This is a genomic window from Marinomonas pontica (assembly GCF_026191375.1).
Classification (GTDB): Bacteria; Pseudomonadota; Gammaproteobacteria; order Pseudomonadales; family Marinomonadaceae; genus Marinomonas; species Marinomonas pontica.
The window spans coordinates 19,407-41,714 of record NZ_JAODTL010000009.1; the positions used below are offsets into that span (position 1 = coordinate 19,407).

A 22,308-nucleotide genomic window follows, 5' to 3' on the forward strand; every position below is an offset into this window, starting at 1 on the left:
ATAATATGTTGGTTATTATCACCAAGTTGTGTTCGGCTGGTAAGAGTCCAACTTTCGTATTGGCGACGTTTTTTTGTGGATGTTGGCTAAAATTGGTCGATTTTTAATAAGTATGAGAGGGTTCTGAATGAAAAAGGGTGTGTATCAGCATTATAAAGGGGCGTTGTATTGGGTTGAACGTGTGGCCAAACACAGCGAAACGGAAGAAGACTTGGTGATTTATCAGGCGTTGTATGGTGACTTTGGTTGGTGGGCCAGACCCTTGTCCATGTTTATTGAGACGGTGGAGATTAATGGAGAAAGTATCCCGCGTTTTGATTGGATACGAGCAGAACGTGACGCGGGATAAGTCCGGTATGCTGTTGTCTGGATATCCGTTAGATTTGGACTAAATTGGCGGGTGCATCCAAGGTGATTCACGCATAAAGGAAATGATTTGCTCTCTCAGCCAGCGGTGAGCAAGGTCATTATTAAAGCGTTCATGCCAAAAAATATGGATGGGATGCCGGCCATTGTATTCATCAAGATCCAACACTTCTTGCGGAATTGGCAATAATTTTACGGGATAAAAATTGGTTTTTTCGCACATGACTTGCAGAAAAAGGTCACCGATGGATCGCGATGTCACCAATGCCATGCCGCGTTTTACGGCTTGCATGGCGACCATTAGGCTGTCGGTTTCTAGGTCTGGTTGTATTATGTGACCTCTTTGTTTGAGCTTCTGTTCAGTTTTCGCAAATGAATTGTTGCGATTATTACGCAAATGATGTGTCACCACTTTGTGCGCAAGCAAATCTGTCACGGACACTGTATCTTGATGAAAAAGCGGATGGGCTTCACTTAAAATAATGCAGGCTTCCATGTAGCCTATCAGCTTGCTACGAATGTTTCCGGGGGTGTCATTAATCCGCATAACCCCAAGGTCAACATTGCCAGAAATCAGCTCATCCAATTGCGTGTCACCCCAAGAGCTGATAGACAATCTGAGCTTAGGCGCTTGGTATTGTAAGGATGCCAATAATGGTTCAATGAAGTTTTCTAAGTCGCCTTCATCTGCACGTAATTTGAAGCGTCTGTCTAGGTTTTTTAGATCCAATGAGTTCGGGCTCATTAACTCGGACAGTGAGCTTAAGATCGGTTGAATAAGGTCGTGAAGCTCAGACGCTCGTGCGGTTGGACTCAGTCCATACGCTTGGCGAGTGAAAAGCGAGTCTTTAAATAATTCCCTTAACCTTTGCAGGCTTTTACTTAACGCGGGTTGAGTAACCCCTAATCTTTCTGCGGCGCGCGAAACGCTGCCTTCTTCCATAATGGTAACGAAGGCGACGAGTAACTTAATGTCTAATTTTAAGATGTCGTCTAAATGCATACATTTTCTCGATAAAACGGCTGCTCGAAAAGCAAAGCCTTATTGCACTTGGCAATAAGGCTTAGTTTTGAAACAGGCTGAACCGTTAGGATTCAAATTCGTCGTGATGACGATATTTAACACGGAACAATATGGTGTAAAACACCGGTACAGCGATCAGCGTCAGAATCGTGGCAAAACCAAGACCGAACGAAATTACCACGGCCATGCCTTCAAAGAACGCGTCATACAATAATGGCACCATACCCAAAATAGTGGTGATGGCGGCCATACAAACTGGGCGAACACGGCTAACAGCAGACATGAAGATGGCTTCATACTTTTCCGTGCCTTGTTCGAGTTCGTAGTTTATTTGATCTGCCAATACGATACCATTTTTAACCGTCATACCAGACAAACTCAAGAAACCAAGCAGTGCCATGAAGCTGAACGCAGAGTTCATCGCAAGCAAGCCTGTCGATACCCCAATCAATGCCAGCGGCACACAGAACCAGATGGTCAGTGGCACGCGGATTGAGTTGAACAGCAAAATAGTAATGATGAACATGAACAAATAACCCATTGGCAATGCCTTGAAGATATTGGCTTGCGCATCGGTACTGCTTTCGTATTCACCGCCCCAATCTAGAACGTAGCCTGGTGGCAATTGAATGGCTTCAATGGCACCACGAGTACGACCAAAGATGGCCATGGCGGTTTCATCGCCCAATATTTTAGGGTCTGCCATCACGGTAATCGTGCGTTTACGGTCACGACGTTCAATGATGGGGTCTTCCCATACGGTTTCGAATCCAGACACTAAGGTCGATAAGGTGACATACGACCCTGTTGCAGGGCTGTAAATCTGTAGATCTCGAATCTGATCGATGGAAACGCGTTCGCTTTCTGGTGCGGTACGAACAATCGGTAATAAGTCCGTCCCTTCACGGTACAAACCAATTTGTGAGCCAGTAAAGTTGGTTAGCAGTACGTCGTCCAATTCGGTTTTGCTGATGCCTAAGCGTCGTGCTTGGGCGTCATTGAAAATAGGGCGTAGTACTTTAACCGGCTGACGCCAATTGTCTTTGATGTTTTCCAGACCGCCATCGGCGCGGTAAATTTCCTGAATTTGCGCACTGAACTGACGCAACAGTTTAGGATCTGGCCCGCTGATGCGTGCTTCCAATTTGGCACCAGAGGAGGGGCCTAACTGTAGACGTTGCAATTTCACTTCCAGTTCCGGGTATTCTTCCTGCATTTTGTAATACAGGTCTTTTAGCAAACCAGGAATCACTTCTGTGTCATGTGTACGAATGATGAACTGAGCGTAGCTTGAATTCGCTTGCTCTGCCGTGTACGTCAGCATGAATCGCAACGCGCCTTGACCCGTTGTAGACGTAACGTAGTTAATACGTTCGTCTTTTAGCAGGTCGGCTTCGATCTTCTTAACGGTATTGTGCGTGTCTTCAATGTGCGTCCCTTCTGGCATCTGAATGTCCATATAGAACATAGGTGTCGTGGAGGGCGGAAAGAAAGACTGCTTCACAAACTGGAACGCCCAGCCCGCAGTAAACAAGCTGCCGACCAACAGAATCACCGTCACCCAGCGATAATGCATGGCTTTATCCAAGAGCCATTTGTACCCAGAAAAGATAAAACCATTGTATGGGTCAACCGCTTCTGGTGCGTCACCTTCTTCGCTGTTTGCTTTCGCAATGCTGTCTTTGAAGAACAAGTCACAGAAAAATGGTGTCAAGGTGATGGCGGTAATCCAGCTTAATAACAGCGAGATTAGTAACACGTAAAACAGTGAGCCAACAAATTCACCAACGGCATCAGGGGATAAGCCGATAGGAGCGAAGGCCGTCACAGCAATAACGGTCGCGCCTAACAGCGGCCATTTGGTTTGTTTTACCACCGAACTGGCGGCTTGCAGTTTGGTCATGCCCCGTTGCATACCGATGAGCACGCCTTCGGTAACGACGATGGCGTTGTCCACCAGCATACCGAGCGCAATGATCAGACCGCCCAAGGAAATACGCTGTAAGTTGATGTGGAAATAATCCATCACGATGAAGGTGCCCAAAATGGTCAACAACAAGATGATGCCGATCAAAATACCAGAGCGAATGCCCATGAATACCAAGAGCACTAAAATAACGATGCCAACCGCTTCCACTAGGTTAAGTAAGAAGTTAGACACAGAGCGTTCCACTTCTTTGGATTGGAAGTAGATTGGGTCCATGTTTAGGCCAACGGGCTGTTGGTATTGCAATTCTTCAATGCGGTTCTCAAGAGCCTCACCGATTTTTACGACGTTTACACCAGAGGAAAACGAGATGCCAAGTAATAACGATTTGGCGCCATTGAAATCCACTAGGTGTGTTTTCGGCTCGACGTACTCGCGTTTAATGGTCGCGATGTCGCGCAGACGAATCAACTTACCGTCGGTTGGCGTGCCCACTATCAGGTTTTCTAATTCGGAAATGTCGTTAAATTCGCCCGTTGGGCTGATGCGAATGTATTCGCTGCCGACCTTGACGCGGCCCGCATTAGACACACTGTTTTGATTGGACAGCAGAGTTTCTAGCTGGCTTGGCGCAATGCCCATATTGGTCAGTTTGGAACGAGAAATCTCGATTGTGACTTGTTCGTCTTGCTCACCGGCCACCGTCACTTTCGCAACGCCATCGACCAATACCAATTCCCGTTTTACGTAATCCACGTAATTTTTCAGGTCTTTGTATGGGTAGCCTTCCCCATTGATCGCCAGCATAACGCCGTACACATCACCAAAGTCATCCAACACAATAGGCGTGGCAACGCCGCTTGGAAAGGACCCTGTAATGTCGCGAATTTTCTTGCGAACTTCGTCCCAGATCTGTTTCAGCTCTTTGGCACGATAGGTGTCTTTGATGGTTAATTGAACTTTCGAATAGCCTGCTTTAGACGTCGACGTGATTTTGTCCACATACGGCAAGTTTTGCAGTTCGCGTTCAATCGGGTAGGTCACTTCTTCTTCTACTTGTTCTGGTGACGCGCCAGGGTAGTAGGTGATCACCAAGGAATCCTTGATGGTAAATTCAGGGTCTTCCAGTTGTCCTAAGTTCGAAAACGCGATCACACCACCGACCAATAAGATCAGTGTGATCATCCAGCTCGTGACTTTGCGGTTTATAAAATACGCTGCGATATCCATTATAGACCTCGCTCACGTGTCCAAGGACGAACGTGCATGCTGTCGGTTAGGCTATTTACCCCAGCGGCAACCACTTGATCGCCTGCTTCTAGGCCAGACAAAATCTCGATTTGGTCATTTTGCAAAGCACCCAAAGTCACCACGCGCGCGCTCACTTGGTTGGTGTTTTTGTTGAATACCCACACCGTGCTGTTGGACTGGCCTGTGCTGGTGTCTTCATGACGAAGCACGGCTTCAACGGGAATGGTGAAGTGTTTCTTCTTACCCAGTAGGCGGCTTAAATCGATGTCGACGTTCGCGGTCATACCCGGCAATAGCGTATGTTGTGCTGAATCGTTACGGATCAGACGTAAGGTCACATCGTACGCCATAGTGGTTTGATCGGGAGTGGTGTTGTGCTCTTTGTACTCACCTGCAAGTGGTTCATCGGGAGCCACATCAACTACGACTTTTGGCTGGTAGTTTGAATTGGTGGATTTGATGCTGACGACCAGACTTTCAGGCACTTGGAACTCCACATCCAACGCATCGATGTTTTGAATGTGCATCAATGGCGCTGTGGCGCTGATGTATTGGAAGTTTTCCGTTGCGATAGAAGCAATGACGCCACTGAAAGGTGCGTACACTTTGGTGTATTGCAGCTGATTTTTTGCCGTTTGAAGGGCGTTATTGGCTTGATCTAATGTCGCTTTGGTTGAATCGTATTGCGATTGGGTTGTGGCGTCTTGGCGCAACAAGTTCTGAATACGTTTGAACTGAGCTTCTGCAAGGCGTTGGTTGGCTTGAGCCAGTTCCACCTGCAGTTTAAAATCGGTTGGGTCTAATACAGCAAGCAATTCGCCTTTTTTAACACGTTGACCTGCAACCACGTTCAGCGCCATTAACTGACCGCCAACGCGAAACGCAATGTCGGCTTCTTCACTGGCCTTAAGTTCAGCAGGAAAACGTCGAATGTTCACCGCGTCGGTTGCGGCAATAGAGATCAGTTTGACTGGACGGATAATCTCTTTTTCGACCACGGTTTCTTCTTCGCTTGATGAACAACCAACCAGCAGCAGAGAAGCGGCCAGCGTCATACCAACAAGCGTATTTAAACGTTTTTGGGAATTCATTCATTGCTCCGTAAATATTTAGGAAATAGTTAGATGAATGTATTTTATATCTCTCGTGTGAGGATATGAACATTTAAATATATATGAAAGATATGCCTAGTTGTGAATATCTTGCTGAAACGGGGTATATTCGCACTACTGCGTTTTTTCCAACTCCGCTATAAAAGTCTCTAGAATCAAATTGGCCCGAGCCCCTTTGCGCGTTATGGCGGAAAATTGGGTAATGTAGTGGCAGTCGTTTGGCAAAATGGCGCGCATGCGACCGTCTCGAATCCAGTGTTCTGCAACGTGGTCGGGTAAGAAGCCTATATAACGTCCTGTGAGAATCAAAAAGGCAATGCCTTCGCGGTCGGTCGCCGTGGCGCTGGGCGTCAGTGGCTGATGTTGCGCTTTGATGTCCGGTGTTTGCGCGTAGGCGGGCAGCACCGCATCGTACTCTTTTAACTTGGCTTTGGACAAAGCGTCGTCAGATAGGGTGAACAAAGGGTGCGTGTTGCTGCAGTACAGCTTGGATTCTTCTTCGTACAGGTGGTGATAATCCAGACCGTTGAGGATTTTTAAGTCCGGCACAATGCCGACGTGCAATCGTCCATCCAGTACGCCGCGTTCCACGTCCGTGGGGGGGATCATCCGAATGTTAATGGCTACGTGAGGGCCTTTGTCTTTTAGGCCGCCCAAAGCTTGCGTAATACGCGTGTGTGGCAGGGTGACCAAATTGTCTGTAATGCCAATGTTGAGTTCGCCTTTTAAATGCTGGTGGAGCGCATTAATGTTGGTTCTAAAGTCTTCAATAGACGACAACAGTTGCAAGGTGAAGTCGTACACTTGGCTGCCTTCATTGGTTAAGGCGAATCCAGAGCGACCACGCTGACACAAACGAAAGCCGAGCCGTGTTTCAAGGTCGGATATCGCAATGCTGATGGCGGCGCGACTGATGTTTAGTTCCACTTCGGCTGCGGAGAATCCTCCGCACTCGACCACGGTGCGATAGATTCGCAAGATGCGTAAATCGGCATCGCTTACCTGACTCTGAAATTGTTTCATGTGTCTTCCTGATCAAAAAAGCCGTTTGTAGTCAATACAAAAGCGGGTGATTCATCGTTTTACTTAGTTAAGTAAAAGTTTAACTAAGCGTTAATAGATTATAGTTTTCATAATCTATTCTGCTTGGCATAGTAGTGTCAATACAAGGCTGTTGCTCCTTAACACTTAAGAGGCAGCCGTTAATTGACAGACTGACTAATCCCTTTACGGAGCGCACATGGACATCATTGGACATTTGATCAACGGCAATCATTCGCTAGACGCAGAACGCACGCAGGACGTGTTTAATCCGGCGACAGGCGAGGTGGCTAAAAAAGTGGCGATTGCTTCTCGTGCTACGGTTGAAGAGGCCATTGCGGCTGCGCAAGCGGCTTACCCCGCATGGCGTGACACGCCGCCACTAAAACGTGCTCGGATAATGTTTAATTACAAGGCGTTATTGGAAAAGCACGCGGACAAAATTTGCGAATTGATCGGTGCTGAACACGGTAAAATTTGCCATGACGCCGCGGGTGAATTGCAGCGCGGTATTGAAAACGTGGAATACGCCTGTGGTGCACCAGAATTATTAAAGGGCGAATACAGCAAAAACGTCGGCCCAAATATTGATTCTTGGAGCGAGTTCCAGCCATTGGGTGTTGTTGCTGGTATTACACCGTTTAACTTCCCTGCGATGGTGCCTTTATGGATGTTCCCAATGGCGATCGTATGCGGCAACACCTTTGTGTTGAAGCCGTCAGAGCGCGACCCTAGTACGTCGTTGTTTATTGCTGAATTGCTGCATGAAGCCGGTTTGCCTGCCGGTGTCTTTAACGTGGTGAATGGTGACAAAGTCGCTGTGGATACCTTGTTAGAAGATAAGCGCGTTAAAGCGGTGAGTTTTGTCGGGTCTACGCCTATCGCAGAATACATTTACAGCAAAGCCAGTGCGAATGGCAAACGTTGCCAAGCATTGGGCGGCGCGAAAAACCACGCGATTGTGATGCCAGACGCGGATATGGATAACGTGGTCAGCCAATTATTGGGGGCGGCATTTGGTTCGTCTGGTGAGCGTTGCATGGCGTTATCTGTGGCTGTGGCAGTGGGTAAAGCGGCTGGTGATGCCTTGGTAAGCAAGATGGCAGACGCCATGAAACCCTTAAAAGTGGGTGAGTTTTCGGATAAATCCAATGATTTTGGCCCTGTTATCACCAAAGAGCACAAAGACAAAGTCGTTGGTTTTATTGATAGTGCTGAAGCTCAAGGGGCGACTGTGGTTGTGGACGGGCGCAATCCGAAAGTCTCTGGCTACGAAAATGGCTTTTTTGTTGGTGCCACATTGATTGATGGTGTTACCAAAGAGATGGACAGCTATCAGCAAGAAATTTTTGGCCCTGTTTTGCAGGTGGTTCGAGTCGATACCATGGAAGAGGCTATGACTTTGATCAATGACCATGAGTACGGCAACGGCACGTGTATTTTTACTCGTGATGGTGAAGCCGCGCGTTATTTCTCTGATTATATTGAAGTCGGTATGGTGGGGATTAACGTGCCATTACCGGTTCCTGTGGCGTATCACAGCTTTGGTGGCTGGAAGCGTTCTTTGTTTGGCGATCTGCACGCTTACGGTCCAGATGCTGTGCGTTTTTACACGAAGCGTAAAACCATCACGCAACGCTGGCCGTCTGCAGGTGTACGCGAAGGAAAGAGTTTTCATTCCCTTCATAAGCGCAACGGAAACGAAAGAGTCCCAGACGTTTCTTTCTGTCCTTGGCGTCCTGTTTTATTAGGCCACAACAGTCAGTAGGAATGTTTTTTAATGGTCGCTTACCACTTGGTAGCGACCATTTTTTTCGCTTGATAAAGGAGTCATCAACGCGTTTTAGTGCGCTTTCTGCGGTTTCGTTTTTGTCCACTTGAATCAGGCCAAAGCTGCAAGTTATGGTCTTATCCCAGCCCTCTATGGCAATGTGTTTAGGCATGTCTGCACAGATGGTTTCTATGCGTTGTTGAATCTGAGACAGCTCGACATTCGGGAAAATGAAGAGGAATTCTTCGCCACCCCAACGGCTTGAAATGTCGGTTTCGCGCATGGATTTGGACAGATAATCTGAGATCTTAATCAGTACTTCGTCGCCTTTGTGATGGCCTAATTGATCGTTTACCCGTTTAAAATGATCGACATCCACGAGGCTGATACAGAAAGGGACAGTGTTTTTAGCTTTACGGCTAACGTAATAGTTGAGCGCATCAAGCCCAAACCGACGGTTAAATAGTTGTGTTAGTTCGTCTTTTTCCGCGAGGTTAACCAACAAAAAATATTGACTGGCATACATGGATCGTGAAATGGCGGCCGTGGCAATAAAGGGAAGGCTTGCGCCGATTATGTTCATCACAAAAAGCAGCGGATAATACGTGATGATACTGTCTAGTTTGGTTTGGAAAAACACGCTCAACAATGTAAATGCTGCCATGTGGACGAAAGCGATGAATGAAGACCAAGCGATGCTAAGACAAGGTATCGCCATCAAGAGTAACGCCATTGGCCATAGGTAATATTGAAAACCCGCATCTGCGCCAAGTAGGCTGGTGGCTAACATGGCATGGCTTAACACTTCTGTGCTCATGATGAGGACAGAAATAGGGTGTCGTCCAATGCGGTTAAACCAGAGTGTTGTTAACCATATGGCGACGCTGAGGACATTGAACCAAGCAAGCGTGGTTTGATCGAGATAAATAAATAATAAAAGGAACAAAAAATGAGCAATACAGCCAATTGCCGACGCTATACTCAAAATCTGAGACGTTTGCCTGAGACTATTGAAAACGTGGTTTGAAGTAAAAGAATGCGGATGCTTTAATTGGCTAGTATTTACCACGGTTGCTTCAATCCTTGGTTCAGTTATTTGGTGTTCTTGAAAACGGTTTACTTCACTAAGTCATTGCACTGTTATGGTTACGAAATACAATCGACTTACGTTTATAACGGTTTAACACTTTTCTACTTTTTCGGGCTGTTTATGAAGAAAAAATATAACCTTGCTTCATTATCAAGATTCTCATGTTTAATCATAGCGTTATTTTTAACCGCTTGTTCAGGAATGGTAGAAACCAAAAAAGCCGAAGCCGAAGAAACGGAAGGATTAGTTGTTGATGTAGAAGGCAATTCTGCTTATTTGTCTGGTGTTTTAGACAGCAATCTGGTTCAACAATTAAGCGATATGGTACGCAAAAATCCCAATGTCACCGACTTAGTCTTGGTGGACATTCCGGGGTCGATCGATCAACAAGCCACCATGGAAGGCGCTCGTTTGATTCGTCGCTTGGGGTTGAATACGCACATTGCGACCACAGGCTACGTGCTTTCTGGTGGGGTTGACCTATTCTTAGGTGGAGTACAGCGCAGTATTGGTGCTGGCGCCGGTGTTGGTGTGCATGCTTGGTCAGACGGAACCAGACTCAAGGCCACCAATTTGAATGTGGCGGATCCTATCCATGCTACGTATGTGAATTTTTATCTCGAAATGGGCGTGCCAGAACGTTTTTACTGGTTTTCATTGGACGCAGCACCCGCGGACAGAGTGTATTTTTTATCGCCAGAAGAAGTGTACGATTTCCAACTAGCGACAGAATAATAAAGCACCAAGACAAAGGGGGAAATATGGAGCAAATAGAACTGTTCGCCATAGAAAGCCCTTGTCGAGGTGTGTGTGAAAACAGCGTAAAAGGGTTTTGCAAAGGCTGCTTGCGCAGTAGAGAGGAGCGCTTTCATTGGTTTTCCCTGTCCAATGAAGCGCGTCATCATGTTTTGGATCTTTGTCAGCAGCGTCGAGCGCGCTTGTTAAAAGCTCGCCAAGACAGATTGGAAGCCGATTCTGCCAAGGCGTTGCCTTACGGGATGGAAGATGAGCTGATTACTGACTTGTTTGAGCTAACAAATGATTAACGATCGATTAATGGTCGCTAATCGAATCGGTTAGTTTTCAAAAATCGCGTCGAGCGCTTCCGACAGACGATCTACGCCAATCACTTTCATGCCTTCAATGGGTTTTTTCGGACAATTGGCTTTGGGTACGACGGCTCTGGTAAAGCCATGTTTAGCGGCTTCGCTAATACGTTCCTGTCCAGATGGCACAGGTCGAATTTCTCCAGACAAGCCGACTTCGCCCAGTACGACCAGATCATGCGGAAGCACTCTATCGCGAAAGCTCGACACTACCGCTGCAATCGCCGCTAGGTCAGCGCTGGTTTCCAGGACTTTAACACCGCCCACCACGTTCAAATACACATCTTGGTCAGACGTCAACAACCCGCCGTGTTTGTGTAAAACGGCCAACAACATGGCAAGTCGGTTGTGGTCGAATCCGACCGTCACGCGTCGTGGGTTGCCTAACGCGGAATCATCCACCAGTGCTTGTAGTTCCACTAACAATGGACGCGTCCCTTCCCAAACCACCATCACAAGGCTGCCAGCAGCAGGGTGATTGCTGCGGTTCAAGAAAATAGAGCTTGGGTTTTTAACTTCCTTTAGGCCGTTTTCGAGCATGGCGAAAACGCCTAATTCATTCACTGCACCAAACCGGTTTTTCATGCCGCGAAGGGTGCGAAAGCGCGAGTCTTCCGAGCCTTCAAGCAATACCGAACAATCCACCATGTGTTCCAGTACTTTAGGCCCTGCCAAAGAACCGTCTTTGGTGACATGGCCGACCAGCAAAACAGCGGTTTGGGTTTGTTTGGCGAAGCGCGTTAATACGGCGGCACTTTCTCGAACTTGTGACACGCTGCCGGGCGCGGATTCTACGCCATCCAAATGCATAACTTGAATGGAGTCTATGACCATCACTTTGGGTTTGACCTGTTGGGCAATGGTTAGAATCGCTTCAACGTTGGTCTCTGAGAGCATTTTTAGGTTTTGCGTTGGTAGGCCAAGACGTTGTGCCCGCATGGCGACCTGTTGCAGGGATTCTTCACCCGTCACATACAGTGCGCTTTGTTGCTGAGCTAACCAACACATGGTTTGCAGCAACAAGGTACTTTTCCCTGCCCCCGGATGTCCGCCGATGAGTACCACACCACCAGGTACTAGGCCGCCGCCTAATACCCGGTCAAACTCATTGGCGCCAGAGCTAAAACGCGGCACATCGCCCAAATCCACATCAGACAAATTCTGAATGCCTGTGACCGCACCTGCGTAACCTTGGTAACGCGGGTCTTGGCTTGCGGCCACCCGAGCCGACGTTTTACCTGCTGTCAGGCGTATTTCTGATAGTGAGTTCCACGCGCTACAGGCTTGGCATTGACCTTGCCATTTGGCATAGTCGGCGCCACATTCATTGCATACAAACGCGGTTTTAGCTTTGGCCATGAGGGTCTCTTTCTCTTAGTTCTGTTTCTTCCAATTGACTGAGTACAGGTCGGTACGACGGTCTTTTAGGTTGTTTACCGAGCCTTCACTGCGCGTTAGTTTGAGCTTATCCAAATCCAAATCAGAGAACATAATCATTTCGGTGTTTGGGGTGGTTTCTGCCATCACGGCATCGTGTGGATAAGAAAAATCAGATGGGGAGAAAACGGAGCTTTGCGCGTATTGAATGTCGAGGTTTTCTACCTGAGGCAGGTTGCCACAGCTGCCGCAAATAACCACATAACATTCGTTTTCAATGGCGCGGGCTTGGGCACAACGACGCACACGTAGGTAACCGTTTTTGGTGTCTGTCCAGAATGGTACAAACAGTATGTCCATGTCTTGCTCGGCAAGCAGACGTCCCAACTCTGGGAATTCCACATCGTAACAAATCAATATGCCCACGCGACCGGCATCCGTGTTGAAGACGCGCAGGTCGTTGCCGCCTTGGATAACCCAGTCACGACGTTCGTGAGGCGTGATGTGGATTTTCTTTTGTTCTTCCACGGTGCCATCGCGGCGACACAAGTAACTGACGTTGTAAACGATTTCGTCTTCAATGACAGGCATGGATCCAGTAATCACGTTGATGTTGTAACTGACGGCGAACTGTGACATTTCATTGATAAAGCGTTCTGTGAAGCTGGCCAAAAAACGGATGGCTTCTGTCTGATTGCCTTGATCTGGGCTCAGTCCAATTAATGGTGCATTGAAAAACTCAGGGAAGAGGACAAAGTCACTTTTATAGTCGGATACCGCATCAATGAAGTATTCCACTTGCTTTAATAGCTCATCGACGCTTTCCACTTCACGCATTTGCCATTGGATCGCGCCAATGCGTACTTGCGTCTTGCGCGAGCGGATTACGTTGGTGTCTGGTTCGAAGAAGATGTTTTTCCATTCCAAGAGCGTTGCGTAGCCTTGGGACTTTTCGTCTTCTGGCATGTAGCGTTTTAATAAACGCGTAACTTGGAAGTCGTTGGACAGTTGGAAGGTCAAAATAGGGTCGTAAATTTTGCGTTCACGAACCGCTTCTAGGTATTCAGCCGCACTCATTTCATGGGCGTGTTCGTGGTAATTTGGAATACGACCCCCTGCTAAAATGGCGCGCAAGTTGTGCTGGCGGCATAGGTCTTTGCGGGCTTCATACAAACGACGGCCTAGGCGGTAACCGCGGTACTCTGGCGCAATTAAGGCATCCAAACCGTACATTGCATCGCCCATAGCGTCGTTCAAAATGTTTTCTTTTTGATCCACCAAGTCATCGTAAGTGTGCGGGTTACTGAAACGCTGGTAACTCACTTGCACGGACAGGGCAAGGCCGACGATTTTTCCGTGGTCTTCTAAACAAATTTGTCCTTCTGGAAAATCTCGAATTAATTGATGAATCGTGTGTTCTGGCCAAGCACCACCAATATCGTGATACACCTTATCCATCAGAATTTTGACTTGTTCGTAATCATTGTTGGTGAGATTACGAATGGTTAAATGTAAATCTTCGTGCTGCATGTTGGCCTCTGTAAATCGGTCTTATGTATTGCTCATGATAACGCGTATCGCCATGAGGAAGTAGGTGATGGGAGGAAGATTGAACGGTTAAATCTTTATTTGGTGGCGTTTCTAAAAAAGAAAACCCCCGCCGAGGCGAGGGTTTTGATCGTAAGAATAATGATCTATTACGAGGAGGTATTACTTCTTGCTGAACTCTGGGTACGCTTCCATACCACATTCAGAAAGGTCAACACCTTCGTATTCTTCTTCTTCAGACACTCGTACACCCATGATGGCTTTGATGATTAACCAAACAACCAAGCTCGTTACGAATACCCAAACAAAGATAGTCAATGCACCGGCGATTTGACCGCCGAACGTAGTGCCGTCGTTCGTTAGTGGCACGGCTAGCAAGCCCCAAAGACCCACCACACCGTGAACAGAGATCGCACCCACTGGATCATCGATTTTAAGCTTGTCTAGTGTCAGGATAGACACAACAACAATCAAACCACCAACAAGACCAATTAGAGTCGCGCCTAGAGCAGACGGTGTGTCTGGACCTGCTGTGATGGCAACCAAACCAGCCAATGCGCCGTTTAGAAGCATGGTTAGATCGGCTTTACCGAATAGGATACGAGCTAGAATAAGCGCACCAATTGCACCACCCGCTGCCGCTGCGTTTGTGTTCAAGAACACCATAGCAACAGAGTTTGCGCTGGCGATATCGCCAAGTTTAAGAACAGAACCACCGTTGAAACCGAACCAACCCATCCAAAGGATGAATGTACCTAGCGTTGCTAGAGGTAGGTTAGCACCAGGAATAGCGCGAACTTCGCCGTTAGGACCGTATTTGCCTTTACGAGCGCCAAGTACCAATACACCCGCTAGTGCAGCAGACGCACCCGCCATGTGAACGATACCGGAACCTGCGAAGTCAGTGAAGCCAAGGTCGCCAAGGCTAAACATACCGAATACAGAACCGCCGCCCCAAGTCCAGTTACCTTCCATTGGGTAGATGAACGCTGTCATCACAACCGCAAAGATAAGGAAAGACCAAAGTTTCATACGCTCAGCAACCGCACCAGATACGATAGACATTGCTGTTGCAACGAACACAACTTGGAAGAAGAAGTCAGACGCGCCAGAGTAAATAGAGCCGCCTTCGAAGCCACCGTCACGACCAGAGAAGTCGGTTAGAGTAGAAGCAACATCAACGTCTTGGATACCAGTAAGGAACCACTCGCCACCGTACATGATGGAGTAGCCGCATACCAAATACATGATGCAAGAAATGGCAAACAAGGCCACGTTCTTAGTGAGAATTTCCGTGGTGTTTTTCGCACGTACTAGACCTGCTTCCAACATGGCAAATCCCGCTGCCATCCACATAACCAGCGCGCCACACACCAAAAAGTAAAAGGTGTCCATCGCATATTGTAAGTGAAAAATTTGATCTTGCATGTTTCGCCCCCTAAAGGCTTGTATGATTCGAGCAGATTAAACTGCTTCTACACCAGTCTCGCCGGTACGAATACGAACCGCTTGTTCAAGGTTAACGATAAAGATCTTACCGTCGCCGATTTTGCCAGTGTTCGCTGCGCTTGTAATGGCTTCCACTACTTGGTCTGTCATGTCGTCCGCAATGGCAAGTTCGATTTTTACTTTTGGTAGAAAATCGACGACATATTCCGCGCCGCGGTATAGTTCTGTGTGGCCCTTTTGACGTCCGAAACCTTTCACTTCTGTTACGGTGATACCTTGAACACCGATTTCAGAAAGTGCTTCTCGAACATCATCGAGTTTAAATGGCTTGATGATGGCAGTAATAAGCTTCATACCCACTGTCTCCTTTAAAAGTCAGTTTTATTGTCGTATCGCAGGTAATAAGCTTTATTCAATATGCGTGCCATATATGAAAATGCCCATAGAACAAAGGCTTTGTAAGGAATATGTCGACTTTTAGAAATTAAAAAGGGTTGGGAAAGGCTTTGGATTGTGCGGCATATTGGGCTGCCCCGCGAAACGGTTGCATTAACTTGGTGCAAAAGAGGTCAATTGATAACGCTTACTTATGGGTCAAATCCCTATCTTATTGCTTCTGATCACAATATGAGCAGAAGCATGAGACTCTAAAAGGTGCGTTATTTCGAGGAATTGTTTTCATTGTGTGAGCAAGCGAGCAAATAGGCGCACAAAAAAGAGGCGTTTTGTATTTTGTCTGACTTAGAATCTTGGTGCATCGTCAATAGATGACTTGTCTATCCCTTCTGTAGGTCTCTATACTATTAAGCAACGTGAACACAAATAATGAGAACGACATGATTGATCAATTTATAAAGCAGCTGGGCACCGGATTGGGTCAAGCCGCAGAAACACTAGGAAAGCTTCCCAAAGAAGAAATCCAAGCGCAACTGCACGATGTCGCGCGCAACACCCTGAGTAAAATGGATTTGGTCACCCGTGAAGAGTTTGAAGTGCAAGCGGCGATGTTGGCGAAATACCGCGAGAAGTTGGCAGTATTAGAAGCGCGCTTGAATGAGCTAGAAAAAAACGACTGATGTAAGCCTGCCATACGCGGGGTTATTTCCAGCCTTGAAGCCAGTTTTCGGTCGATGTTAGTGCTTGCCAAGGCAATTGGTATTGATGTTTGTTAATCACGGCTTCAAGAATGCATTCGACGACGATGTTTTCTTCGTCTCGAATCAATTTGGTGACGATAAAATGCTTCTCTTTTTGTTGTGGAGATGTGGATGTCCACTTCGAAAGCAGAAGTTTGTTTGGGTTTATTTGATGCATTAGGGTCTTTTGTAACCTTATCAATGGAATGAAATACAGTTACGAAAAAAAGTGAGGAGTTGGATTGCTTTTCACTCTAAAAATTATCAGGTCAAGGAGTGATCATGAGTTTAGCTACCATCTATAGTCGTGCCCGTGTGGGTGTGTCTTCCCCGTTAGTGACGGTCGAAACCCACATTTCAAACGGACTGCCTTCTTTAAATATAGTGGGACTTCCAGAAGCCGCTGTACGAGAATCAAAAGATCGTGTGCGCAGCGCGATCATCAACAGTCATTTCGAATTTCCTACCCGACGTGTCACTATCAATTTAGCACCCGCCGATTTACCCAAAGAGGGAGGTCGTTATGATTTGGCCATTGCCATTAGTGTCTTAGTAGCCTCGGGACAACTGGGTGATCTACACCTTCGCGACACTGAATTTATTGGCGAGTTGGCGTTGTCGGGCGATATTCGTGGTGTGCCGGGTTTGCTGCCATCCGCCATTGCATGCCAACAGGCGAACAGGCAATTGATCCTTCCAGAAGACAATCAACAAGAAGCGGCATTAGTGGAAGGCAATGCGGTGTTTGCTAAGCATTTGACGCAAGTAACGGCGCATTTGTTAAAGCAAGCCGCGCTGCCTGCGTGTGTGTCTAAGCCAATTGAACCTTTGCCGTTAGACCACAAAGACATGCGCGATGTGAAAGGCCAATACCAAGCTCGTCGAGCCTTAGAAGTGGCCGCTGCGGGCGGGCATAATCTATTGTTTATTGGGCCTGCTGGAACGGGAAAAACCATGTTGGCGTCACGTTTACCCAGTATCATGCCTGCGATGACCGAAGCCGAAGCGTTGGCGGTGGCGTCAGTGCAATCGGTCGCAGGACGAAAAATGGGCTTGGATTGGCATTGGTCTGAACGACCTTTTCGATCGCCGCACCATTCTTGTTCGGCTGCGGCGTTGGTGGGAGTGTAAGAAACATTGTTAAGTGATAAGGAATAGCAGTAAGTGAAATTATACATCATTATTTGATAATGGGTTTTAATAGAATGCAGCATTGATACCTCACCACTTGGGGCGGAGGTATTCATTTAATATGAGATATTAAGCCCAATATTGCTTAAAATTAAGTTGCCCTCCCTAATGTGTAGCATGCACCGGCGTTTATTTAGAAAAAATTCCATTTCAAATGCTAATCTTGATCGTAAGTTGATAGACCAGGTGCAATGCCGCGACTCTCAACATCATACAAAGTCTGATGATTACGTAACCATAGCTGGTAATTATACCCCTTTAAGCTATGATCTTCCGTGCAGTCTACATTCCAGTAATGTAGCCAATAGCCCACTACCGCAGCTCTTACCATGAGTTTGAGTGCGCCATCCTTCATATCGAAATCATATTCTATAGTTTCAGGGTGAGGAACATTCTTTCTATTAGGATGTGGTGTCAACTCTACCGAAACCATCCGACTCCATTGAAAATCCTTTAGCTTTAAATCGGGGTGCTCGTTAACTTGCCGATCAATATGAGCGTTGCAGATTCGTGTTAAAGCATAGGATCTAAAACTATTTTTATTGAGATCAAAAGCCCTCATGTACCAATGAATACCGTTATCAAATAATGCGTGAGGAACCAAGTTTTTTACTGACTGCCCATTCTTTACAGAGCGATAAACAGTCCTAAGTTGGGCACCCACAGAAATGGCTCTAGTAATTGTCGCCAATAGATCCACATCAGGAAGAACTAATCTTACAGGGCTGAAAGAGCCGTTAGAACCACTTATGCCAAGCGCATCACAAATATTGCGTTTGCGTAATTTTGAAAGCGCAGATTGTATTGGAAGGTCGAATACAGGGTGGAAACTATCATCCAATATCTCATACTTTTTCGAGCTTTGGTTTAGTTTTAAATTATCTGGTGATAACTCTTTATATAAACGAATATCGCGCGTAGCTGCAGCTTCACCTAGCCCAAAACGATCAGTCAGGTCAGATCTGGAGATCCAGCCTCGAAACCTCAACATAAACTCTAAATACTCCAATCGATCATATACATTTTTAGGTAACTGATCTAATCGATTCATAATTCACACCTGGCATAATTTTATTGATGGTAATATAGCATTTTAATGATCTATTTACATCATCATAATGATCATGTATTGTCTGTGATTAGTGCAAGTGAATTTGTACTAATTACTTACAAACACTCAATTATCTTAAAAGGAAAAATCATCATGGCTCTTAAACCAGGTCCTAAACCCAAAGCAAAATCAACAGGAAAAACAGATCAGCGTCGCCGGGATAATAAAAAAACTCCTGGTAATACCCCAGACTTAAAACCAAGTAAATCTTCAGGAAAATAGAGCAGTTAAGTGAATTTACTAAAATGGTAAGGCCAGTTGACTCGTCATCACTGGCCTTTTTTGTCACTGTCCCGTCCTGAAATCCCGCCTCATTTTTGGTCGAAAAATCTGAAATCCTGCCTCTTACAAAAACTCGCTTGGCCATTCAAGTTGCTTTAAATTATATTGTGTATTTATACAGTGTTCTGGTGTTGATCATGCGTGTGAATTATCTTGTTGTGTCTGAGTCGGCAGGGTTTCCTTCGCCAACTCAGGACTTTGTTGAAAAGTCGTTATACTTAAATGAGTTCTGTGTGGCTCATCCGAGCGCTACTTTTTATGTGCGTGCTCAGGGTAATTTGATAATCGATGTGGGCATTTATTTAGGTGATGTGTTGGTGGTGGATTGTTAGTTAACCGCGCGTCATAGTGACATTGTGATTGCCTGCATTCATGGAGAAATGACGATGAAGGCGTTGGAGCTGAAGTTCAATGTGTTGCTTCGCCCGAAGAGCAAAGCCTAAAAAGCGATTCATATTACGGAAGAGGCCGAATTGGAAATCTTCGGTGTGGTCACTGGCGTAGTTCGTAAGTACGAGTGCGGCTGATGAAGAAAGGCGTGTCACCCTAATAGTCATTGAAACGAGAACACCTATCGCTAGCCTACACATCCCAGATGGGATGAACTGCCAAAGGTTTTTTGATTCAAAGTGCAAAAATTAAAAATGGACTTTTAGTTAAAAAATTCAACCTATAATGATTGATCGAGAGGTGTTCCATGAGTGATAAAACTACTAAAGAAAATGCCAGTAATGTGCCAGCAGGCAAGATAATAGCAACTGTTGTATTATGGCTAGATGAACAATGTCCACAGGAGCGTTGGGACTTATCTGATGAACAGATGTGTATTCTTCTAGGTGGTATTACGGTTTCAACTTGGAATCAATGGAAAGAGACCGCACAGATTAATGACAGCCTTCAAGTAGACCAAGAAACTATTGATACACTGGCGATGCTAGTGAGTATATACAAGATGATTCACCTAAGTGCACCAACTGGATTTAAGTATGATTTTTTCAAAAGGCCAATAGATCATCCGACATTTAATGGCAAATCAGCTAGAGAATTTATGTTAGAGAACCCTTCACTTGATGATTTCCTCAAGGTGAGAAATTTTTTCCGGAGTAAGGTGCTCATATAAAAATCACTTATTCTTAATTAAGCTTTTCATGTTAGTCATAATGATACTTAACAGACATGTTGGAGGAGATATGTGAGTACTAAACGAAAAAATTATGATGAAAAATGCATTGATATTTATGATATTGAGAGCAGTCTTGATCGTCTGATGAGTGATTCAAAAGGCAGTCCAGTTGCTGTTATGAAGGACGGTAACCCTGTGTTTTACTGCGTTCCCGCTGACACCTATGCCGCTATTTTAGCAGCTGTTGAAGCATCTGAAATGATAGCGCTGAATGAAAGGGCTCACCAGTTGGGTTTGGAAGTTTTTGGTGGCGAAGACAAATGGAAATCATGGATTAAAGCATCTGCACTTGCGTTAGGTGGTAAGTCACCAGAGTCGATTATGGTTACTAAAGAAGGAATAAATAGAGTAAGAGACCTTTTAGGGCAGATTAGCCACGGGGTTGTTGTTTAAATCAGCTGTGTTGCGATCAGATAAACTGCACATAATTACACGTTGGATTTTTTGCTTGTAACGAGCTCAGATCTGATTTGTATTGTTTAGGTTCTGATCTATCAAGACTTTTAGCATTGCAATCTCTGAATTTATAGCTATCTGTCGTTTATTGAAAACATCAAACTCAGCTGACTCATCCTCATATCGTGCAATGACATTGCTCAAAGCCTCGATAATGATCAGATTTTCGTCATAATGCTCTAACAACTCTTCTAAAAGTATCAGAGCTTGTTGGTGCTCATCAGAGCTCGCTATACCATTCAGAATTGGTAACTGGGTCACTATAGCTTTGGCCATTTGTGTTATTTCGTTTGTAACTAACATTTCATTTACCTATGGTTGCTAGGATTAATTGAAGCAGAGTTGATATTTAGTTCTTAGATGTTAGTGCGAGACTTTATTAGATCGAACAATAAAAGGCAGTTTTAACTCATTGAGTTGATCTATTAGAGCTTCAGCGAGCTCGTCATCCACACTTAGAAACAGTTCATCTGCGTGAGCAGTATGGGAATCTAGCCTTTCAAGTAGTTCTGCTTCACTTAGTCGATTTTCATTTACTTGGTTTTCGCCTGCTTAATCATAATTCTGTTTTCCCTCAGCACAGACCTCGATATGTGACTAACCATTTCTAGTTGCTATATCACGAATCGCACTAATTAATTCAGCTTGAGCCTTTAGGCTCAGTACTTCCTCCTCGCTCGAAGCCACTACTTCAAATATGTTTGAAAACTTTATTGAGGCCATCATCTATCACCTTAAAGTACCATCAATTGCTGGTATACAGTATAGCCAGACAACTGTCTGGGGGGCAGCATCTGAAGACGAACTCTATCAGCGTTTTCTAACTCGCTGAGTCCTGTTGTTGTAGAATGAAATTGACTTTTTAGAAGCGAGGCTGTGTTGTTTTATGTCATTCCTCTATCGGAGAGTGGTTAATTATAAGAAAAAATATAAATTATAAGAAAAAATATAATTGCATATAATTGGTTTATTAGAAGAGTGATGAGTCACTTTTTCTGATGATTTTTAGCTATTTGCACAAACAACTAGTGGCTAGCAAGCTCTTTCGTGATATTGGAGTTGAAAGGATGAAATTTCTTTTTAAGATATTTATGCTTATCGTAATCATTGGACTTCCTTCATATACTTGGGCATTCCAGTGTGGAAGTCATACCAGTTTTGGCGTGCCGTCTTCAGCTGATCAGTTGTTGTGCCGTCAAGGATACGCTCTGGGTTATAGTTATGAACATCGAGGACCTGAGTGGGTTCAGTATGCAGTATCAAAAGAAAGTGTTGAAGCCAGCTGTTCTTCTCAGCCAAACTTTCGGAATGATCGAGATATTCCAGAGGAATATCAATCAACCAATCATGACTATACAAACTCTGGATATGATCGAGGGCATATGGCCCCTAGAGCAACCATTGACTTTAACTGCACCTCAGAAACAGAAAGTGTTTTGTACTCCAATGCCTCCCCTCAAGATCCTGGTCTAAACCAAGTTGGTTGGAAGCGGCTAGAAGACAATGTTAGGGGATGGGCTGAGCAAAGACAAAATCTCTTCATTATAACTGGTGCTATTTTTCTTGGTAACAAACGTATTCGAGATCGAGTGTCAGTCCCTAGTCACTACTACAAAATTATCTATGATCCTGAACGAAAGGAGTCCATTTCTTTTATTTTCCCCAATGAGCCATTAGCAACATATGATCTTGATAAAGGGATCGTAACTCTTTCTGAGATCAGCAGCTTAAGCGGTCATAACCTAAGCATGATGTTTGATGTGAAGAAAGAGTATAGGGTGCTAAATTTTTAGTTTATATAACAGTGGGTTGATATGGCCTATTATGAACTGTTTCAGAGTAAGAGGTTGAGCTCCGCTCTCAGATCTTCTCTGTTTGGGTACGGGA

General features: G+C 45.5%; 23 protein-coding genes and 1 pseudogene. 11 read left to right on the plus strand and 13 right to left on the minus strand.

Annotated features, from left to right (window positions below):
• Positions 1-127: 127 nt before the first annotated feature.
• Positions 128-349, plus strand: coding sequence for a DUF1653 domain-containing protein (locus N5P32_RS01090; protein ID WP_265727364.1), 222 nt, complete (start codon positions 128-130; stop codon positions 347-349).
• A gap of 39 nt (positions 350-388) precedes the next feature.
• Here the strand turns inward: N5P32_RS01090 and N5P32_RS01095 are convergent, their stop codons facing one another.
• The 4 genes from N5P32_RS01095 to N5P32_RS01110 form a co-directional block, all read right to left on the minus strand.
• Complete coding sequence (locus N5P32_RS01095) at positions 389-1,369, minus strand: LysR family transcriptional regulator (protein WP_265727365.1); 981 nt, start codon at positions 1,367-1,369, stop codon at positions 389-391.
• 85 nt (positions 1,370-1,454) lie between these two features.
• A complete protein-coding gene (locus N5P32_RS01100; RefSeq protein ID WP_265727366.1) occupies positions 1,455-4,547 on the minus strand; it encodes an efflux RND transporter permease subunit in 3,093 nt (1,030 codons plus the stop codon).
• Positions 4,547-5,659 (minus strand): efflux RND transporter periplasmic adaptor subunit, encoded by a 1,113-nt coding sequence (locus tag N5P32_RS01105; RefSeq protein WP_265727367.1) that lies wholly within the window; start codon positions 5,657-5,659, stop codon positions 4,547-4,549. Before N5P32_RS01105 ends, N5P32_RS01100 begins: the two co-directional genes overlap by 1 nt.
• Positions 5,660-5,794: 135 nt before the next feature.
• Entirely contained in the window at positions 5,795-6,703 is a 909-nt protein-coding gene (locus N5P32_RS01110) for a LysR family transcriptional regulator (RefSeq protein WP_265727368.1), read from the minus strand.
• A 217-nt stretch (positions 6,704-6,920) separates the two neighbouring features.
• On the opposite strand from N5P32_RS01110, the gene N5P32_RS01115 reads away from it, so the two are divergent.
• Positions 6,921-8,489: a CoA-acylating methylmalonate-semialdehyde dehydrogenase gene (locus tag N5P32_RS01115; protein ID WP_322783799.1), complete on the plus strand. Its 1,569-nt coding sequence runs from the start codon at positions 6,921-6,923 to the stop codon at positions 8,487-8,489.
• Between the two features lie 52 nt (positions 8,490-8,541).
• Here the strand turns inward: N5P32_RS01115 and N5P32_RS17880 are convergent.
• Positions 8,542-9,309, minus strand: a pseudogene (locus N5P32_RS17880) (diguanylate cyclase domain-containing protein); the annotation flags it as partial.
• A 474-nt stretch (positions 9,310-9,783) separates the two neighbouring features.
• Here N5P32_RS17880 and N5P32_RS01125 point away from each other — a divergent pair.
• Together N5P32_RS01125 and N5P32_RS01130 are read left to right on the plus strand one after the other, a co-directional pair.
• A complete protein-coding gene (locus N5P32_RS01125; protein ID WP_265727369.1) occupies positions 9,784-10,317 on the plus strand; it encodes a COG3904 family protein in 534 nt (177 codons plus the stop codon).
• Between the two features lie 26 nt (positions 10,318-10,343).
• Positions 10,344-10,628 carry a DUF1289 domain-containing protein gene (locus N5P32_RS01130; protein ID WP_265727370.1) on the plus strand — a complete coding sequence of 95 codons (285 nt, stop codon included), beginning with the start codon at positions 10,344-10,346 and terminating at the stop codon, positions 10,626-10,628.
• Between the two features lie 30 nt (positions 10,629-10,658).
• On the opposite strand, the gene radA is transcribed toward N5P32_RS01130, so the two are convergent.
• The 4 genes from radA to glnK form a co-directional block, all read right to left on the minus strand.
• Positions 10,659-12,047 (minus strand): DNA repair protein RadA, encoded by a 1,389-nt coding sequence (gene radA, locus N5P32_RS01135; RefSeq protein WP_265727371.1) that lies wholly within the window; start codon positions 12,045-12,047, stop codon positions 10,659-10,661.
• A gap of 15 nt (positions 12,048-12,062) precedes the next feature.
• The gene (locus N5P32_RS01140) at positions 12,063-13,595 is read right to left on the minus strand and encodes a carbon-nitrogen hydrolase family protein (RefSeq protein WP_265727372.1); all 1,533 of its coding nucleotides are present in this window, start codon (positions 13,593-13,595) and stop codon (positions 12,063-12,065) included.
• 180 nt (positions 13,596-13,775) lie between these two features.
• A complete protein-coding gene (locus N5P32_RS01145; protein ID WP_265727373.1) occupies positions 13,776-15,041 on the minus strand; it encodes an ammonium transporter in 1,266 nt (421 codons plus the stop codon).
• 36 nt (positions 15,042-15,077) lie between these two features.
• On the minus strand, positions 15,078-15,416 hold the full coding sequence (gene glnK, locus N5P32_RS01150; protein ID WP_110576897.1) for a P-II family nitrogen regulator: 339 nt from the start codon (positions 15,414-15,416) through the stop codon (positions 15,078-15,080).
• 482 nt (positions 15,417-15,898) lie between these two features.
• Between glnK and N5P32_RS01155 the strand changes: the two genes are divergently transcribed.
• Complete coding sequence (locus N5P32_RS01155; protein WP_265727374.1) at positions 15,899-16,138, plus strand: accessory factor UbiK family protein; 240 nt, start codon at positions 15,899-15,901, stop codon at positions 16,136-16,138.
• A gap of 22 nt (positions 16,139-16,160) precedes the next feature.
• Here the strand turns inward: N5P32_RS01155 and N5P32_RS01160 are convergent, their stop codons facing one another.
• A complete protein-coding gene (locus N5P32_RS01160) occupies positions 16,161-16,376 on the minus strand; it encodes a TIGR02450 family Trp-rich protein (protein WP_265727375.1) in 216 nt (71 codons plus the stop codon).
• A 104-nt stretch (positions 16,377-16,480) separates the two neighbouring features.
• Between N5P32_RS01160 and N5P32_RS01165 the strand changes: the two genes are divergently transcribed.
• Positions 16,481-17,329 (plus strand): YifB family Mg chelatase-like AAA ATPase, encoded by an 849-nt coding sequence (locus tag N5P32_RS01165; protein ID WP_265727376.1) that lies wholly within the window; start codon positions 16,481-16,483, stop codon positions 17,327-17,329.
• Between the two features lie 217 nt (positions 17,330-17,546).
• Here the strand turns inward: N5P32_RS01165 and N5P32_RS01170 are convergent, their stop codons facing one another.
• Positions 17,547-18,440: a WYL domain-containing protein gene (locus N5P32_RS01170; protein ID WP_265727377.1), complete on the minus strand. Its 894-nt coding sequence runs from the start codon at positions 18,438-18,440 to the stop codon at positions 17,547-17,549.
• Positions 18,441-18,518: 78 nt separating this feature from the next.
• Between N5P32_RS01170 and N5P32_RS01175 the strand changes: the two genes are divergently transcribed.
• Positions 18,519-18,722, plus strand: coding sequence for a hypothetical protein (locus tag N5P32_RS01175; RefSeq protein WP_265727378.1), 204 nt, complete (start codon positions 18,519-18,521; stop codon positions 18,720-18,722).
• A 197-nt stretch (positions 18,723-18,919) separates the two neighbouring features.
• Complete coding sequence (locus tag N5P32_RS18315) at positions 18,920-19,114, plus strand: S24 family peptidase (protein WP_265727379.1); 195 nt, start codon at positions 18,920-18,922, stop codon at positions 19,112-19,114.
• Here the strand turns inward: N5P32_RS18315 and N5P32_RS18320 are convergent, their stop codons facing one another.
• On the minus strand, positions 19,115-19,339 hold the full coding sequence (locus N5P32_RS18320; protein WP_265727380.1) for a hypothetical protein: 225 nt from the start codon (positions 19,337-19,339) through the stop codon (positions 19,115-19,117).
• 140 nt (positions 19,340-19,479) lie between these two features.
• Here N5P32_RS18320 and N5P32_RS01190 point away from each other — a divergent pair, with 140 nt between their 5' ends.
• A complete protein-coding gene (locus N5P32_RS01190) occupies positions 19,480-19,902 on the plus strand; it encodes a hypothetical protein (RefSeq protein ID WP_265727381.1) in 423 nt (140 codons plus the stop codon).
• A gap of 72 nt (positions 19,903-19,974) precedes the next feature.
• Positions 19,975-20,358 carry an MbcA/ParS/Xre antitoxin family protein gene (locus N5P32_RS01195; protein WP_265727382.1) on the plus strand — a complete coding sequence of 128 codons (384 nt, stop codon included), beginning with the start codon at positions 19,975-19,977 and terminating at the stop codon, positions 20,356-20,358.
• A gap of 66 nt (positions 20,359-20,424) precedes the next feature.
• On the opposite strand, the gene N5P32_RS01200 is transcribed toward N5P32_RS01195, so the two are convergent.
• Complete coding sequence (locus tag N5P32_RS01200) at positions 20,425-20,724, minus strand: hypothetical protein (protein ID WP_265727383.1); 300 nt, start codon at positions 20,722-20,724, stop codon at positions 20,425-20,427.
• A 764-nt stretch (positions 20,725-21,488) separates the two neighbouring features.
• Here N5P32_RS01200 and N5P32_RS01205 point away from each other — a divergent pair.
• On the plus strand, positions 21,489-22,214 hold the full coding sequence (locus N5P32_RS01205; RefSeq protein ID WP_265727384.1) for a DNA/RNA non-specific endonuclease: 726 nt from the start codon (positions 21,489-21,491) through the stop codon (positions 22,212-22,214).
• Positions 22,215-22,308: the final 94 nt, after the last annotated feature.